General features: G+C 53.3%; 12 protein-coding genes. 6 read left to right on the top strand and 6 right to left on the bottom strand.

Annotation, left to right across the window (positions count from 1 at the left end):
• Positions 1–8 precede the first annotated feature (8 nt).
• Both F608_RS36740 and F608_RS34260 read right to left on the bottom strand, forming a co-directional pair.
• Positions 9–2,459, bottom strand: a complete 2,451-nt coding sequence (locus F608_RS36740; protein WP_022663611.1) for a methyl-accepting chemotaxis protein — start codon at positions 2,457–2,459, stop codon at positions 9–11.
• 30 nt (positions 2,460–2,489) lie between these two features.
• Complete coding sequence (locus F608_RS34260) at positions 2,490–4,268, bottom strand: sigma-54-dependent Fis family transcriptional regulator (RefSeq protein ID WP_084680932.1); 1,779 nt, start codon at positions 4,266–4,268, stop codon at positions 2,490–2,492.
• Between the two features lie 274 nt (positions 4,269–4,542).
• Here F608_RS34260 and F608_RS0100260 point away from each other — a divergent pair, with 274 nt between their 5' ends.
• Genes F608_RS0100260 through F608_RS0100235 form a run of 6 tightly spaced genes read left to right on the top strand, consistent with a single transcriptional unit; the run spans position 4,543 to position 12,968 of the window.
• On the top strand, positions 4,543–4,818 hold the full coding sequence (locus F608_RS0100260) for a hypothetical protein (protein WP_022663608.1): 276 nt from the start codon (positions 4,543–4,545) through the stop codon (positions 4,816–4,818).
• A 42-nt stretch (positions 4,819–4,860) separates the two neighbouring features.
• Positions 4,861–6,255: a M48 family metalloprotease gene (locus F608_RS0100255; RefSeq protein WP_022663607.1), complete on the top strand. Its 1,395-nt coding sequence runs from the start codon at positions 4,861–4,863 to the stop codon at positions 6,253–6,255.
• Positions 6,245–6,745 (top strand): pyridoxamine 5'-phosphate oxidase family protein, encoded by a 501-nt coding sequence (locus tag F608_RS0100250; RefSeq protein ID WP_084680930.1) that lies wholly within the window; start codon positions 6,245–6,247, stop codon positions 6,743–6,745. Before F608_RS0100255 ends, F608_RS0100250 begins: the two co-directional genes overlap by 11 nt.
• Positions 6,742–8,589, top strand: a complete 1,848-nt coding sequence (locus F608_RS0100245) for a UbiD family decarboxylase (RefSeq protein ID WP_022663605.1) — start codon at positions 6,742–6,744, stop codon at positions 8,587–8,589. Before F608_RS0100250 ends, F608_RS0100245 begins: the two co-directional genes overlap by 4 nt.
• A 17-nt stretch (positions 8,590–8,606) precedes the next feature.
• A complete protein-coding gene (locus tag F608_RS0100240) occupies positions 8,607–12,302 on the top strand; it encodes a DUF748 domain-containing protein (RefSeq protein ID WP_022663604.1) in 3,696 nt (1,231 codons plus the stop codon).
• A 9-nt stretch (positions 12,303–12,311) separates the two neighbouring features.
• On the top strand, positions 12,312–12,968 hold the full coding sequence (locus tag F608_RS0100235) for a lysophospholipid acyltransferase family protein (protein ID WP_022663603.1): 657 nt from the start codon (positions 12,312–12,314) through the stop codon (positions 12,966–12,968).
• Between the two features lie 96 nt (positions 12,969–13,064).
• Here F608_RS0100235 and F608_RS0100230 read toward each other — a convergent pair whose 3' ends face one another.
• The 4 genes from F608_RS0100230 to F608_RS0100215 form a co-directional block, all read right to left on the bottom strand.
• Positions 13,065–14,321: an MFS transporter gene (locus F608_RS0100230; protein WP_244154214.1), complete on the bottom strand. Its 1,257-nt coding sequence runs from the start codon at positions 14,319–14,321 to the stop codon at positions 13,065–13,067.
• 69 nt (positions 14,322–14,390) lie between these two features.
• Entirely contained in the window at positions 14,391–15,221 is an 831-nt protein-coding gene (locus F608_RS0100225) for a universal stress protein (protein WP_022663601.1), read from the bottom strand.
• Positions 15,222–15,249: 28 nt separating this feature from the next.
• Entirely contained in the window at positions 15,250–16,977 is a 1,728-nt protein-coding gene (locus tag F608_RS0100220; RefSeq protein WP_022663600.1) for a chloride channel protein, read from the bottom strand.
• Positions 16,978–17,010: 33 nt separating this feature from the next.
• A complete protein-coding gene (locus F608_RS0100215; protein ID WP_022663599.1) occupies positions 17,011–17,679 on the bottom strand; it encodes a PTS sugar transporter subunit IIA in 669 nt (222 codons plus the stop codon).
• Positions 17,680–17,699: the final 20 nt, after the last annotated feature.

Below are 17,699 nucleotides of genomic sequence, written 5' to 3'. Positions count from 1 at the left end.
CGGATGTTTTAAAAATCCTTGAAATCCTCTTCATCGTCAAAGGGAATGACCTGGTCCGGCCGGATCTCTTTGGCCTCATGGCCCAGTTTCTTTTCCCGGGTTTTGTCTGCCGCCAGGGGCCGGGGTCTGACCTGTTTCAGGGTTCGTCGGCCGGGTCTGTCCCGGTCTTCTCCGCCGGCGACCATGATCATGAGTTCACCCACATAGTCCCGGAGCTGCTCTGCCTGGGCATTCATCTCTTCCGATGCCGATGCCGACTCTTCTGCGTTGGCCGCATTGGTCTGGACCACCCTGTCCATGTCGGTGATGGCTGCATTGACCTGTTCGATGCCCTTGGACTGTTCCTGGGAGGCCTGGGAGATCTCCGAGATCAGGTCTCCCACCTTGGCGGAACTTTCTGCGACCTTGGTAAAGGCCTCATTGGTGGTGGATACCAGCTGGGATCCGTCTGCGACCTTTTGTACCGTGTCTTCGATCATCTCCGCCGTATTCTTTGCCGCCTGGGCCGCTCTCAGGGCAAGGTTTCTCACCTCGTCTGCCACCACGGCAAATCCCGCGCCGGCCTCACCGGCCCGGGCCGCTTCAACTGCGGCATTCAGGGCCAGCAGATTGGTCTGAAAGGCGATTTCATCTATGGTTTTAATGATTTTAGAGGTTTCTTCGCTGGCACGGGTGATCCCTTCCATGGACTGGGTCAACTGGTTCATGGAAAGGTTGGCCTCCTGAACGATCTGGTTGGCCTCCTTCATCAGCCCGTCTGCATGACCGGCATTTTCCGCATTTTTACGGGTCATGGAAGACATCTCCTCCATGGAAGAAGAGGTCTCTTCAATGGAGGCGGCCTGTTCCGAAGCCCCTTCGGCCATGGACTGGCTGGAGGAGGAGACCTGGCCGGCGGCAGAGGCCACCTGGCTTGCCCCTTCTCCCAGTCCGTCGGATATCCGGGTCAGGGCGCGGATGATCCCCCGGGCAATGATAAATGCCATAAACAGGGCAGCCAGGACAGCCGCGGCGGAAACAATACTGACGTTTCGCCGGGTTCCGGTGGCGGCGTTGAGCATGACCTGGTCTGTCATGATATGATCCCTGGCGGTCTCCCGGATTTTTTTCAACAGTCCCTGGATCCTGGCCAGATTGGGCACGGTATGCTCCGAGTAGATCTGGTTGGCCGTATCCAGTCCCTGCTGGAGAGTATTCTCTGCGGCGATGGCAGAACCAAAATGGCGTTTCACCTCTTCCAGGGCATCCTGTGTATCTGAATTGAAAATCTTCATGGCCTCCTGCATTTTCAGGAGGTTGACCCTTTTTTCAATGGTCCGGGCGCTTTCATGGAGATGGATATGGGGGGCTCTGATGGCATCCAGGGCAGATTTCAGTTCAGGAAAACTTTGGGCCAGCGCTGCTGTCTTGGGATCTGCCAGAAATTTTCCAAAGGCGCATTGGGTGGGATCCAGTTGAACGCCGGCTGAAAAGGGTTTGCCCATGGCAAATTCTTCTGCTCTTTTTACCAGGGCATCATTGGTGTGATCCAGAAAGACCCCGGTTCCAACGATCCAGCCCCAGGGTTTATACAATTTAACATAGGAAAGCTTAGGGACCGGTTTATCGGTCCCGGGCAAGGGCCACAGGTAGGAGACAAACCCTTTCCCGTTTTGCCTGCATATGGCGGCCATTTGGGTGAACAGACGTTTTCCGGTGGGATCTTTGGACATGCCGACGTCTTTGCCGTTCAATTCGGGCTTAATGGGATGCATGACCATTCTCACATCCTGGTCTATGATGAAAAAATAATCCCGGCCCTGATTTCCATAGCGGAGCCCCTTGATGTTTTTCAAAGCCTCATCCTGGCGTCTGCCCAGTTCTTTGGATGATTTTTCGGCATCAAAGACCTGAATTCCTGAGATGACCTGGTCAACGGCATTTTTCAGCTGGGCTTGATAGGAATACAGCCCGCCCGCCTCGGAGGCCAGGGCCTTTCCCAGGGTCTTTACCCAGTTGACATGGTCTGTGAGCCGGTTGGCCAGGGTCAGGGCCAGTCCGCGATGGGGCTGTTTAAAGGCTTTTCCGATATGAACGGCAGATGTGTGAAGGCTGTGGTGGGGCTGCTCAATCTCCTTGAAAAGGGGTGCCAGAGAGGGGACAAGTGCTTCGGCCCGGGTTCGCCCCTCTCCGTAAAGCCATTTGCCGAAACCGCATTTGTGGTCGTCGGTTTCCACCTCAAGGGAGGTAACGGCTTCATCGGTGAGCAGACCATTGACCTTGTTGACCCAGTTGAGATGATCCACCTCTTTCTGGGCCAGATTCCCGTCCAGCTTGTTCCCGTCAATCACCTCTTCGGCATTTTGAACGATTCCGCCCACTCCGGTAAAACTCAAGGCGCCCAGTACAATCAAAAGGACGATGGTAATGCCGAAACCTGTGGCAATCTTTTTACCTATGGTTAAGTTTTTCCAGTTCATTCATCCTCCTTATATAGTGCAGGTCTATGTTCAGGTCTTTAAAAGGCCGTGTTTCTTCATTTTGTAATATAGTGTTTTCCGGTTGATTCCCAGGGCCCCGGCCACCCGGCCGTGCTTCCAGTGAAATTTTTTCAGGAAGAGGGCGATAATTTTTTTTTCATGATCGGCCATGGCCTCCCCTAAGGTGTCAAAATCATGGGAAGGAAGGGGGTGAACCTCCAGGGGGTCGGATGACTCCTTGGCCAGGAAAGGGTCAAACACATCCAGCCGGTTCAGGGCCACATACCTGTGAACGATATTCTGAAGCTCTCTGACATTTCCGGGCCAGTCATAATCCTCCAGGGCGTTCATGATCCTGGGCGGGATATGGGGAAGATGCCTGTCCCGGCTGAACCGTCTTAAAAAATGATAGATGAGCAGGGGAATATCTTCCCTTCTCTTCCGCAGGGGGGGCAGGTAAATGGGGACGACATTGATTCTGAAAAAGAAATCGGCCCGCATCATTCCTTTGTCAACCAGGGCTTCCAGGTCCCTGTTGGTGGCGGAAATGATGCGGATATCCGGTTTTATGGGGGTGTTGCTTCCCAGGGGGGTAAAACCGTCTCCGTCAACGGCCCTGAGAAGCTTGACCTGCATGTTCAGGTTGAGTTCGCCGATTTCGTCCAGGAACAGGGTGCCCTTGTCAGCGATTTCCAGAAATCCGGATTTGTCAATGCTCGCCCCGGTAAAGGCCCCTTTTTTAAATCCGAAAAATTCGCTTTCCACAAGGTTTTCGGGGATTCCCCCGCAGTTCACCGGGACAAAGGGCCTCTGTTTGTTTTTTCCCAGGTTGTGGATGGCATTGGCCACCAGTTCCTTTCCCGTACCCGATTCCCCGTAGATGATGATACCGGCGTCCGAAGAAGCCACTTCCAGAATCAAATTGTAGATTTCCTGCATCTGATAACTCTGTCCCACAATCTGATCCAGTCCGTACCGGTTCACCCTGGGGGATTTTAAAAGCAGGTTTTCCTGCTTGAGGTGGTCCTGACTTTTCAGCAGTTCGGCTTCTTTTATCTTCCGTTCATGGATATCCAGGGCAATGATCTGCTGGGCCCGGGTATTTCCCTTTGAATCCAGCTGGGGGGAAGAAACATAGTAGTACCATTTCCCGTCCCTGGGGCTCTGGTGTTCGAAGCTGGCGGTTTCCCCGGCCAGGACCCGGTCCCGGACACACCAGGCACAGGGAGAGCTCAGGCCGTGAAGGGCTTTGAAACAATCTTCGCCAATGGCCCCGTATCCGAGGTTTCTCATCAAAGAGCCGTTCATGAATTCAATTTTATACTCCCTGGATACCGTGTAGATAAACCCTTGGAAATTGTTTACAACCAGATCAAGACTGGCCCCTGTCTGCTTTAGCTCGTCCTCTGTCTGTCTTCTCTGCCGGGCGTCACGGATACTCATGATCAGCGTTTTCCGGCCTTTCCAATCAAAGGGGCGCAAAGAGATTTCCACGGGGAAGAGGGTGCCGGATTTATGCCGGTGGGTGTCTGCCCGGAGTTCCCCGGCCACGAATTCCGGGTTTGAATTTTCAGCAAAAAAACGGGAGAAGTCGGCCAGACAAAGGAATAGAAACTCTTCCCTGGAATACCCGTAGAGTTCAGGCACAGCATCATTGGCCTCGATGACCTTCAATGTTGCCGGGTCTGCCAGGATCATGGGTTCCGGACCTGCCATGAAAACAGACCGAAAAACCTTTGGGTCCATTTTCGAAGAAAGGTCCATGGCTGGGATCGGGGAAGGGTCTTTGGATAAATTTTTCGACTTCATTGGCAATCCCAAAACAGGTTAAGCAAGCAGGCAAACGCCTAAATTATTAAAATTCCGGAAACCCAGGGGGGTATATTCGAAATCGTACGGATCATTCAAACAGCAGGTTGTATTTATATATTTGATTTTTTTGATACTATTAATGATGAAACATACAGCATATGGCCGGACATGACAATTAAAATTATGGTCAAACCTTGACGGCAAAAATGCTGGCGAATATACTTGCACTGGCTAGATGGCAAAAAACAAACCATAGACCAGGGAAAAACATATGTGGAGCAAACTGGGGATATTTTCACTCTTGGCCGGATTTTTTATCGGTGTGTTCAGCGGGATTTCCAATTTCATGGGGTCGGATAATTTCTGGGTGAACCTGACCCTTTCCGATTTGATCGGCGATTTTTCAGACTCCCTTGTGGAAGCGGTTCCTGTCCAGGCTGTCCAGGACGGGCTCAGCTTCATCGTATTTGACCTCCATTTCGGGTGGCTGCTGGCCGGCCTTTCCCTGATTTTCTTTTTGATCAGCACCGTGGTGAAAGAACATTGAAAGGGTTTGATCCGGTAACCTGAATGAAAACAAGGATATCCAATGAATAAATCCATGGGGATGGATTCAGTTGCTCGCCCGGAAACCCGGTTCAGGAGAGAGGAGCCGATCCTACATCTGTCCCGGAGGGGGTTTTTAAAACATTCGGCCCTGGCCGCAGTTTCTGCTGCCGGATTTTCATTTGTCCCCGGTTGTGCCAGGGATCCGGTGACGGGCCGAAGCCAGCTCATGATGCTGTCCCGGGACCAGGAAATCGGAATTGACCGGCAGCAGACCCCTTTTCAGTTTTCTTCGGATTACGGCATTACCCAGGACAGAACTTTAAACGATTATGTGGGGGAGGTGGGAAAAAAATTGCTTCCCCAGGTTCACCGGCCGGACATGCCCTATAATTTTCAATGCGTCAATGGGGTCTATGTCAATGCCTATGCCTTTCCAGGGGGTTCCATCGCCGTTACACGGGGAATTCTGCTGGAGCTTGGGAACGAGGCAGAACTGGCCTCTGTCCTGGGCCATGAGCTGGGCCATGTCAATGCCAGGCACTCGGCCGAACAACTCTCCAGAAACCGGGTTTCGTCCATGGTGCTGGGCGGTCTGTCAATCCTGGCCGGGACCCAGGGCAGCGGACTGGGGGAACTGACCCAGCAGCTCGGTGCCCTGGGACAGGGCCTCTTTCTTTCAAAGTACAGCCGGGACAATGAGCGGGAGGCCGATGAACTGGGCCATGCATACATGGTCAAGTCCGGATACTCCTCCCGGGGGTTTGTGGGGCTCATGGAGATGCTCAACTCCATGAACACGTCCAAGCCCTCGTCTACCCAGATCCTTTTCGCTACCCATCCCATGAGCTCCGAACGCCTGACCTCCGCTGTGCACCGGGATGAAACCGTCTATAAGCAGACCCGTAAATCCCCTTTGAACCGGGACCGGTTCATGGATAAAACCGCATCTTTGCGGAAAAGGAAAAAGGCCGTAAAGCAGATGCAGGAGGGGGAGCGTCTTCTTGCCCGGGAAGATTACGATAAAGCAGAGACTGCATTTAGATCCGCCCTGATGAAATGGGAGGGCGACTATACCGCCCAGGTGCTCATGGCCAAATGCATGCTGATCCGGGAAAAGGCCAAAGAGGCCGCCTCCCATGCCGCAAGGGCCAAAGATCTGTATCCGTCAGAACCCCAGGGACACTATATATCGGGTCTGGCCCATGCCCTGTCCCGGAACTATGACCGGGCATATCAGGATTTCAAGCAGTGTGACCGGCTCCTGCCGGGCAATCCCCAGTTGATCTTCTACAGGGGATATTCCCTTGAAAAGACCGGTAAACAAAAGGCGGCTGCCAATGACTATGCCTCTTATCTGAAGATGATCAACTATCAGTCCAATCAATATTCCCAGTACGCTTATAGCCGGCTGAAAGCATGGGGATATGTCAAGTAAGCCATTGGACCCGAACCCTTTGGACCGGGAAAACTGCCTGAAACTGATCTCTTCGTCGACCGTCATGACACTGGCCACCCAGAGCCGGGGCAGACCCTGGTCGGCCCCGGTCTATTACCTGTTCACGGATCCAGAGTTCTATTTTTTTTCAAGTCCGGATTCCAGGCATGTGAAAGAGGGAGAAAACCAATATTGCGGGGCCTCCATCTTCAGGGACGCCCCCTGTTTTGAGAACCTTGAGGGCATCCAGATGGCCGGAAGGATAGAGCCTGCCCCAAGGGATGCAGAAACAATGAAAATTGCCTGGGCATACTGCCGGCGCCACGGTGTAAAGATCCCCGGGGGAACAGATCCGGCTTCCCAATCCGGGGAAATCCTGAAGATCTTTGCTTCGGCCTTTCATGCCAGGTTTTATTTCTTTGAGCCGGAACTGATATTTTACATGGATAATACAAGGGGATTCGGCACCCGGATAAAGGTTGAACTATGAAATTCAAAAGCCTTGAGCAATGTGTCCTGTTTCTTGAAAAACAGGGAGAGTTGATCCGGATCCCCCAGGAGGTGGATCCTGACCTTGAGATGGCGGAAATTACCCGGCAGGTATTTGACGGGGGCGGGCCGGCCCTTTTGTTCGAGAAGGTCAAAGACTCCCGGTTCCGGGCCCTGTCCAATCTCTTTGGTACATTTGAACGGACCCTGAAGATATTTGATCCCCAGCTGAGCCAGGTCAGGGCCCTGGTAGACCTGGCCTCCACCCCGGGGCGCGTCCTTACATCCGGGGCCGGCATCCCCAGGGCTCTTCCAGCCCTGGCCCATGCCCTGCCGCTCCGGGTAAATCGAGGTCCGGTTCTGTCCGGCCGGACAGGGATAGACCCTTTGCCCCGGATCAAGTGCTGGCCCGATGACGGGGGCGCATTTCTCCTCCTTCCCCAGGTTTTTTCCATGGCCCCGGACAAAAACTCGGTCCTTCAATCCAACCTGGGCATGTACCGGATCCAGATTTCCGGAAACGAGTATGAGGCCAACCATGAAATCGGACTCCACTACCAGCTTCACCGGGGCATCGGCATTCATCATAAAAAGGCCATGGAGCTTAACAAACCCCTGAAGGTCTCCATCTTTCTCGGCGGTCCTCCGGCCCATGCCCTGGCTGCTGTCATGCCCCTGCCCGAGGGCATGCCTGAAATCGCATTTGCAGGGGCCCTGGCCGGCCGCAATTTCCGGTATGCCGTGAAAAACGGGTTCTGCATCTCCACGGATGCGGATTTCTGCATCACCGGCAGGGTGGTCCCCGACCGGACAAAACCGGAAGGGCCTTTCGGGGATCATCTGGGGTATTACTCCCTGACCCATGACTACCCCTATCTTGAGGTTGAATCCGTTTATCACCGGCCCGGCGCGATTTTCCCCTTTACCGTGGTGGGCAGGCCGCCCCAGGAGGATTCCAATCTGGGCCGGCTGATCCATGAAATCACCCGAACCGCCGTACGGAACACCATCCCCGGGGTCACGGCAGTCAATGCCGTGGACCAGGCCGGGGTTCACCCCCTGCTTCTGGCCAAGGCCCATGAACGGTATCTTCCCTATGAACCGCCCATGCCCAGGGAACTGCTCACCCATGCCCACGCCATTCTGGGGACCGGCCAGCTTTCCCTGGCAAAATATCTTTTCATCTGCGCCCACGAAGACGAACCCGGCCTGGACGTTAAGGATGAGCCGGCTTTTTTCCTTCATATGCTGGAACGGGTCGATTTTTCAAGGGATCTTCATTTTATCACCCGGACCACCATGGATACCCTGGACTACTCGGGCCGCCGCATCAACCGGGGATCCAAACTGATCATGGCCGCGGCCGGCCCGAGGATCCGGACATTGTCCCGGGACCTGCCCCGGGATTTTTCCCTGCCCCGGGGGTTCCGGGAACCGAAAATGGCAGGTCCCGGCATGGCAGTGATTTCCGGTCCGAAATTCAGGGATTATCCATCCGGCAGCCAGGAGATCAAGGGATTGAAAGAACATCTCCAAGAGCGGTTCCGGGTTCCTGAAAAAGGTCCGTCCCTGGCCCTGATCGTTGTGGCGGATGATTCCGAATTTGCCGCAGAGTCCTTTGCCAATTTTTTATGGGTGACCTTTTTACGCTCCAATCCCTCCCACGATATCTATGGAATGGAAGAGAAAATAGAATTCAAGCACTGGGGAAGTGATGCCCCTCTGATTATTGACGCCAGGATAAAGCCTTTTCATGCAGCGTCTCTGGTCCCGGATTCCGGGATTGCCGCCAGGGTCAAAGATCGGTTCGGAAGGCGGGGAAGCCCCCTGAACGGGATTATTTAACCTTTGAGGAGAATCTGATGAGCAAGTTACGTCCAATTGGGAAATTAAAACTATGGGTCGGTATTGTCATGGCATTGGTTGCCGTCTATACCTGTTTCGGCTTTTTCCTGGCCCCTGTGCTGGGAAAAAAGATGGCCATAGAAAAGCTGGGCCTTGCCCTGGACCGGACCGTGACCCTTGAAGCCATTCATGTCAATCCCTATACCCTGACCCTGGAGATCAAAAATTTTGTCATAAAGAAGAAAGATCCGGCCCAGGGGGATTTTGTTTCTTTTGACCGGGCTTTTGTGAATCTCTCCCTGGGATCCCTTTTCAAACTCTGCCCGGTGGTCAGTGAACTGAGCCTGGAAAATCCCGTGATCCGTTTAGAGCTTCTCCCGGACCAGAGGTTTAATTTTTCTGATCTGTTGGAGAAAAAAAATGACGCCCCGGCCGGGGAGCCCGGCGCCGCAAAAGAGGATGAATCCGGACCCTTTGAATTTAGTCTGTCCAATATGCACATTTCAAAGGGGGAAGTTCAATTTTCAGACCGGGTAAGGGGGGCAGACCATAAGATAGAGAACCTTGAAATCAACCTTCCCTTTGTCAGCAGCCGGGAAAAGGACCGGGGGAAAGAGGCCAGAATGGATCTGGGATTTCTTTTGAACCGGGACGAGGCAAAAATCAGTATCCAGAGTCTTCCCTTCACGGCCGGGCTCAATACAAAGATGCAGATCAAGATCTCTTCAATGGACCTGCTCAACTACATAAAATATATCCCTGTTCCCGAAAGCCTGGCCATAAAGACCATGAACCTGGGACTCGATCTTCAGGCCGAGTACACAAGGACTGATCCGGATCATCCCTCCCTGGTCCTCAAGGGAAGGGCTGGGCTGGACCATATCAATATCCTGGAAAAAGACGGAAGTCCTGTCCTGGATCTTCCCGAACTCTCCCTGGCCCTGTCCCCCTCGGACCTGTTCAAGGGGCAGGTCACTCTGGACCGGATGACCCTGGACTCCCCCAGCCTCCACATCCGCCGGGACAAGAAAAATATTCTGAACCTGATCTCTTATTTTGACATCCCGGAGGATGGATCCCCAAAGGCAGCCTCAACGCCCCCGGAGAATCCACCCGGAAACGGGGATCCCTCCGGAAAACCGGATAAGGCTCCGGATGCGCCCCCCCCGGGGCCCGGATTCAAGTTCACCCTTGTCCAGGGAGACCTGAACAAGGCCACCCTGGTTTTTTCAGATGATGCCAACGCCTCCCCCTTTAAAACCCGGATTTCTCCACTGGATCTCCAGGTGAAAAACCTGGTTGCCGGTCCTTCTTCAGGGGAGATCTCCGGGGAGTTCACCCTCTCCCTGGAGAGCGAAGTCAGGGAGAGCCTGTCCTGTGAAGGGCGGTTTGCAAGCCTGCCCCTGGAGGCGGAAAGCACGGTTCAATTGTCAGGCCTGGAATTGAAAAAATATGCACCCTATTATGAGAACCTGGTGGGGTTTGATATCCAGGAAGGACAGCTGAGCCTGGATACCGGGGTTCAGGTATCCGGGGCACCCGGTTCTTCGGAGCCCGAAATCAGTCTTGACATGAAAGAGGTCCGGGTCCTGGCCTTGAAAATCGGAGACAGGATCAACAAAGAAACGCCGGTTCAGGTTCCGGAGTTGAAGATCACAGAATCCAGAATCGATTTGTCCGGGAAAAAAGTTGAACTGGGCAAGGTCGTTACCACCCTGGGAAAGATCCTGGTCAGACGCCAGGCCGATGGTTCCGTAAACCTGGCTGAAAATCTCATGGGCAGGGAAAGCAGCCTTCCAAAGGCGGAGACGACAGGTTCAGGATCTGGAAAACCGACGCCAAGGGACACACAGCCTTCCTGGAACATTTCCCTGGTTTCCCTGGACCTGTCCGGCGACGCTCTTGAGTTCAGGGACATGACCACGGAGCCGCCGGTTTCCATTGATCTTTCCAAGATAAGATTCAAGGCCTCTGACCTGGGGACCGATGTTTCCCGCAAGGGTGAAATTGCGCTTTCCATGGACTTGAACAAAAAAGGCAGGATCAGGGCAAAGGGGGATTTTATTCTTCCATCCCTCCAGGCCGGACTGGACCTCTCCCTTCAGGACATTGACGCCAAGTCCCTGGAGCCTTATTTTACGGATGCCGTTCAGATTATGGTCAACAGCGGGCTTCTCAATGTTGAAGGCCGGTTGACCCTGGATTTGAAAGATGAATCCAATCATATGTTTTCCTTTAAGGGGGATACTTTTCTCAATGATTTCCTATCCCTGGACAAGCAGACGGCCAATGATTTTTTCCAATGTGACTCTCTTTATGTCGCAGGACTTGATGTCTCCCTTTTCCCCCTCAAAGTGGCAATCAATGACATTTCCTTAACTGATTTTTATTCCAGGCTCATCATCTCCGACAAGGGGGATATCAACGTCAAGCAGATCTTCAACACAAAGGAAGAGAAGCAGGAACCGGAACCCCGGGAGGCAAAACAAAAAAACGGTCCGGAACCGGAAAACCCGGACCGGCCCGAGATTTCCGTGGCCGACATTACCCTCCAGGGAGGGCGGATCGAGTTTTCGGATTACCTGACCCAGCCCAATTTTACGGCCAATATGAAGGAGATTGCCGGTTCTCTCAAGGGCCTTTCATCCCTGGATACCGCACCGGCCCGCCTCAGTCTGCAGGGCATCCACGGCGCATCTTCGCCCTTGGAAATCACCGGGAGTGTGAGTCCCCTTACCCGTAAAAAATCTGCTGACATCAACGTGTCGTTCCGGGATATTGAACTGGCCAAATTTACCCCCTACAGCTCCAGGTTTCTGGGGTATAAAATAGAAAAGGGCAAGCTGGTCCTGGACTTGAATTATAAGATAGACGATACCCGGCTGGATTCCAGAAACCGGCTGTTTTTCGACCAGTTCACCCTGGGGGAAAGGACAGACAGCAAGGAGGCCACCTCCCTGCCCGTGGCCCTGGCCATTACCCTGCTCAAAAACAAGGAGGGCCGGATCGATCTGGACCTGCCCGTAAAAGGGGACCTGGATGATCCTGAATTCAGGTTCGGCTCCGTGGTTCTCAAGGTGATCACCAATCTTATCATCAAAGTGGTGACGGCGCCTTTTTCCATTTTGGGCTCCCTGTTTGAAGGGGGGGAGAAGCTGGGATATGTGGAGTTTGTCCACGGCCGGGATCAGATTGATGAGGAGAACCGGCAGAACATCGATAAACTGGTGGATATACTGGTGAAAAAGGAGTCCCTGAACCTGGAGATCCAGGGACGGTTTGATCCGGTCAGGGATGCCCAGGCTCTGGCCATAATCAAGAAGGATGATCTGCTAAAGTCTGCCAAACTGAAACAGGCCGGTACAGAAGCCCAGGACATTAAATCCCTCAAGGATGTGGTGATCCTGCCCCAGGAAAAAGAAGCCCTGATCCGGGCAGCCTATGAAAATGCCGAATTTCCCAAACCCATGGGAAAAGACGGAAAAGAAAAAGAGATCTCCGCCCCTGAACAGGAAAAGCTGCTGATCACCAACATCCAGATCAAGGAGTCGGATCTCAAACGCCTGGCCATGGTCCGGGCGGAGCATGTCAAGGATTATATCCTGTCCACCGGGAAGATCGTCCCGGAAAGACTCTTTCTCATGGACCCGGTTCCGGCCGATTCTGAAACGAGCGATGACAGGATTGTTAAAGTTAAATTTTCATTTAAATAAAGAAAGCCTATGCTGAAACGATTGAAGTTCATCATCTATACCCGGCCCTTCATCGCCTTTGCCTATTATCTGATCCGGATCTACAGCCTGACCTTCCGCTTAAAAGTGGAGAATGAAAAGCAATGGCAAAAACTCCTTGAGAACGGAACTCCTGTTCTCCTCTGCGCCTGGCACCAGCAGTTTTTTTCAGCCATCCGCCATTTCAAGACCTATGCTAAGTACAACCCCGGGCTCATGATCAGCCGGAGCCGGGACGGAGAACTGATCTCAGGAGTGGCCAACCGGAGCGGATGGATCACTGCCAGGGGCTCTTCCTCCCGGGGCGGGAGAACGGCCATGAACGCCATGATTGCCCATCTAAAAGAGCATAAGTTCGGCGCCCACATCCTGGACGGCCCCACCGGACCCATGGGAAAGGTCAAATCCGGGATCATCAAAATGGCCAGGGAAACAGACGCCCTTGTGGTTCCATTATATGCCCGGGCGGATCAGGCCTGGTTTTTCAATTCCTGGGACCGGTTCATGCTCCCCAAACCCTTTTCCAGGGTATGGCTATGTTTTGGAGAGGGGATCCGGTTTGAAGGAACCGAAGACCATGGGTTTGAAGAACAGCGCCTTTTGCTTGAAAAGACCATGCTGCCGGGACTTTTCTTCAAAAAACCGTGACGGCTTAGTTCCGGCGGAACCGTGTAAGGAGAAACCGGAGAATGGAATCGGCGCCTGAAGCGGAATCTTTTAAAACCATGGGATGATTAAGACCGATCAGGGCTGGAGTTTTTCCCGGGTTTGGGTTTTAACAAGCAGAAACAACCCCAGAAAAGCAGTGGCGGCCATGGCCCAGAAAGTCAGTCCCCAGGAGGGGATGCTGCTCCCGCCCCCTGTCCTGTCCAGGATAAATCCCACCACAACCGGGGAAAGGGATGCCGAGGCAAATCCTGCCAGGGACTGCAGCGCCATGGTGGCTCCCCTCCGGTCCGGATGGGCCGAGGTAATGACTCCGGCATGGATGGCGGCGGAATCTCCCTGGAAAAAGATGGTGTAGGTGATGCACAGGCAGACCAGGACAGGATAGGGCAGGTCTGCCGAAAATCCAAACCCCAGGCCGATCAGGCCGGAGACCGCCATTGCAGCGGATACGATCCTTGCCCGGCCGAATTTTACGGCAAGTTCACCAAAGAATATACTGGCAATCATCCCGAATATCCCGGCCACGGCCATGACCGAAGTGGGAAGCATAAAAGGGGAAGAACCGGGATGGAGGGCGATGGCAAAGGTCAGGAAGGCCACCATCCAGGAGCGGGCGGCAAACATCTCCCACATATGGCAGGCATAGGCAAGGATATAGATCCGGGATTTGGAATTTTTCCATACCGGTCTGAAATCGAGGATTCCCAGCAGGCCCGGTGATGAATTTTCAGATCTTTGGACAGGTTTTGGAACCAGGATCACAAGGCAGAGAATCAGGACAAAGCCGGAGCAGCCAGCCGCACCGAAAAAAACAATTTTCCATCCAAACCATTTGAAGATGAGGCCTGCATAGTAAAAGGAGATACTCATGCCAAGGCCGAAACAGGCGGTATAAAAGGCGATGGCCCGGGGCAGAAACCGGTTTTCCAGGCGGTCCAGGAGGGCTTTCAAACCGGGAATAAAGGTTCCGGCAAGGCCGAGGCCGCAAAGGGATCTGAAGACAAGGGCGGACCAGAATCCCTGGCTGAAAAGGGCAAATCCCATATTGGCAATCATGCCCACAAAACAGGAAACCAGGTAAATCTTTCGTGAATCCATGCGGTCGGTGAGGCTGGTGAGTACAGGAACGGCAAGGGTATATCCCCCAAAGTATATGCCGCTGATCCATCCGGCCTGACTATTGCTCAGATCCCAGAGCCCGATAAAATGGGGGAGCAGGGCTGGAAATGCAAAGACGCCCAGCATGCCGAGGACCTGGGCCGTGCACATGGCCGCCACCAGGAAATAGGCTTTTGAGGGAGATGAACCGGATGGTGACAAAGGGTTCGTCAATTTTAACAGAATTCCTTTTAACCTTGGTCCGTTATCAATATGGAGGCCTCTGTTTCCCTTGGAAGGGCATCAACGCAGGCTGATCCTGGTGTTCGGTCCGGTGATGAGCAGGTTGTTGCTCAGGGTGGACTGGATCTTTTCCAGTTTGCTGCCAAAGAGTACATCCTTTATCATGCCGTGGCCGTAGGCACCCATAACGATGAGACTGTCATGGGGCATGTCGTAAAGCATGGAATCAAAATCATTTTTTTCGTAGAAATGCCAGTTGCGGATCTGCCGGTCAGCCATTTCCCAAAAGGCCTCCTTTTGGGCAAAATCTTTATAATAGGCCTGGTCTCCCTTTTCCATCAATGTGAAAATATTCAGGTCATACCCCGAGGCAAGGGACATTTTGACCCCCAGCTTCATGGCATTTACGGCATTGTCTGATCCGCCGAAGAGCACGGATATGCATTTCCAGGGCTTAAACACCGGGCTGGAGATCACCACGGGAAAGGTGGTATGCTTGATGACCCGTCTGACCTTGGGGCCGATATGACCCAGGCCTATTTTGGTGGAGATATCGCTCACCGATCTGGGGCAGTTGAAGAAATCAAAATGGGTGGACACATCCGGCAGGGAAGAGGCGGTATAGTTTTTCGGTTTATAAAAAACCGGCTGGAGTCCGGCCTCTTCCAGCAGGGCCCGGGCATGTTTTTCTGCGGTTTCAGGGTCGCCCAGGTAAGAGGGGTCCAGGTCCACCTGGACCACATCCTTGTTAAAATAAAAAAGGAATTTATCATTTTCCGGGATGTAGACCACCGGGGTGGCATGGATGGTTTTGCAAAAATAAAGGGAGTGCAGAAAGGTTTCCCTGCCAAAGGGGGTGTCCCTGAAAATATGGAGCAGCTTATAGTTCATTTTCCGTCCTCATATAATAGATTGAAAGTTAGTGGGGGCTTGTCTGCATCATCAGTTCCCTGCGATACAGGTCAAGGATCCTTGTCTTTGAGATCATGCCGATGAACCGGCCATGGTCGACCACCGGTATATTGTCCATGCGATTGGCATCCATCACATCTACCACCTCCTGAAGTTCGTTGGCCGTGGACACGGCAGGGATATCCGTGTCCATGATCTGATTTAAAAAAAGCATGTCATATATCCCGGGATCCAGGGCATAGCGGCGGATGGAGCTGATCTGGATCATCCCCTTGTACTCTCCGGTATGGTCCCCCACCACGGGGAAAAAATGCTGTTCAGAGCCTTTGAGCAGTTCGATGAAATCCCGGAATACCATGTTTTCCGAGGCGGTTTTGAAATCCGCGTCAATAATCTCTTTGATGTTAAGGTCGGTGAGGATCCGGGCGTCGGTCCCCGGCCGTAAGAATTGCCCCCGCTCAATAAGCTCCTTGAAATAAAAAGAGGCCGGTTCAATATAATGACTGACCGTTGAGGAGACCGAAGAGACCAGAATCAGGGGCAGAATGGTCTCATATCCCCCTGTGATTTCAACGATGAGAAAAATCCCGGTTAAGGGGGCCTGCATGACTCCGCTGATCAGTCCGGTCATGCCCAGGAGGGCATAGGCCCCGCCGCTGGCGCAGCCGGCATCCGGGAACAGGAAGAAAAGGATCTGGTGGAACATGGTGCCGGTGAGACTGCCGATGACCAGGCAGGGGGCGAATATTCCGCCGGATCCACCCCATCCGAGGGTCATGGCTGTGGCAAAGATCTTGGCAAACACGGCCACAAAGGTCAGGAACAAGCCCATGGAAAAGGTATTGGATATCATGGTCTGGATATAATGATATCCTTCCCCCAGGACAACGGGAAACCCCAGGGCAATGACGCCTACGGAACCTCCGCCCAGGGCGGCCCGGATCCATAGCGGCAGGCTGGTCTTTTTGGACAGGGCACCGGATTTCCTCAATACTTTTACAAATATAACCGAGACAACAGCGGTTAATAAGGCAAGACAGACACAGGCCGGAATATCCACAAGCCCCATTTCAAAGGGATAGTGATTGAAAAGGACCTGTTCCGGAATAATGGCATGGCTGGCCTCTGCACCGGCCACCGCGGCAATGGCAATGGGAATGATGTTCACGAATTTCCATTCCCCCAGGATGACCTCAGTGGCAAATATCAGTCCGGCAATGGGGGCGTTGAAGATGGCGGCAATGGCGCCTGCTGTACCGCACCCCACCAGGGTGATCCTCTGCCGGTCGTTCAAGGAAAACACTTTGGCGATGCTGGACCCGATGGCAGACCCGCTCATGACCACCGGGGCTTCAGGGCCGGCGGATCCGCCGCTGCCGATGGTCAGAAAACTGGAGATCAGCCGGGAATAGGAGGAGCGGAACCGCAGAAGTCCGCCGTACCGGGATACCGAGTAGATGACTTCGGGAATCCCGTGGCCTGCAGCCTCCCTGGCAATCTTATCCAGGTAGAGGGAAGAGATCATGGCCCCGCCAGCCGGAAGCAGAATTGCCCAGGTATAGGCCCGGAACGGATGGAGCCATTCAATGGCGGCTTCCAGGGAGAGGCGCAGGGCCACTGCGGCCAGTCCGCTGCATATTCCTGCGGCAGATCCGGCAATGATCATCAGGAGCCTGTCATCCAGGCGGAAGAGTTTATTGTAAAGTAAAATATATAATCTTTTGAAATGGTTCATGCTGGAACTCTTTTCCGGCTTTCCGTAAAACGGCTAATGGGCCAGGAGGGTTTCTATCCTGTCTGAAAGACTGTCCAGGTCCGGTTTTGATGTGAGAAAAATTGAAAATTCTTTGTCTTTTAAACACATGGAAAGGGCTGACAGCAGGGGCAGGTGGCTTTTCAAAGTGTTGGACAAGATGATAAACAAGATGGAAACCGGCTTTTGGTCCAGGGCCTGGTAATCCACCGGGGTTTCAAGAAAACAGGCCATCACCATTGGGTGGGGCAGGTATACAAGGGGATCCCTTGGATGGGGGATGGCAATTCCATTGCCGATCCCGGTGGACAGGGCCCTTTCCCTGTCAAAAAGCCGTTCCAGCAGGTCCTGCTTGAAATCTTCGGGAATATGGTCCAGCTTTTCAACACATGACTTTAGAATGGCGGCCTTGTCATCTCCCTGGATATCGGTATAGACGCCCCCGTTCCGGACGGCCCGGGAAAGTGAGATCACCCTTCCTTCCACAGGGCTGTCTTTTCCATCCTCGGGAATGTTAAGGCGGATATTCTGTCTGGCCGCCCAGAGCTTCACTTCTTTTATGCGGAACTTTAAGTCGTCCTCCCCCTTGCTGTAAGCCAGCAGTTTGCCCTGCTTGACCCAGCGTTCGATGGTGGCCGGTGACACCCCCAGGTATGTTGACAGTTCTGTGATGGATATGGTCATGGATATTTCCTTAAAACAGT

The sequence above is a fragment of the Desulfospira joergensenii DSM 10085 genome (assembly GCF_000420085.1).
Taxonomy (GTDB): domain Bacteria; phylum Desulfobacterota; class Desulfobacteria; order Desulfobacterales; family Desulfobacteraceae; genus Desulfospira; species Desulfospira joergensenii.
Note: the sequence above shows the minus strand (reverse complement) of the source record. Positions and strands in the feature narration are given on the sequence as shown.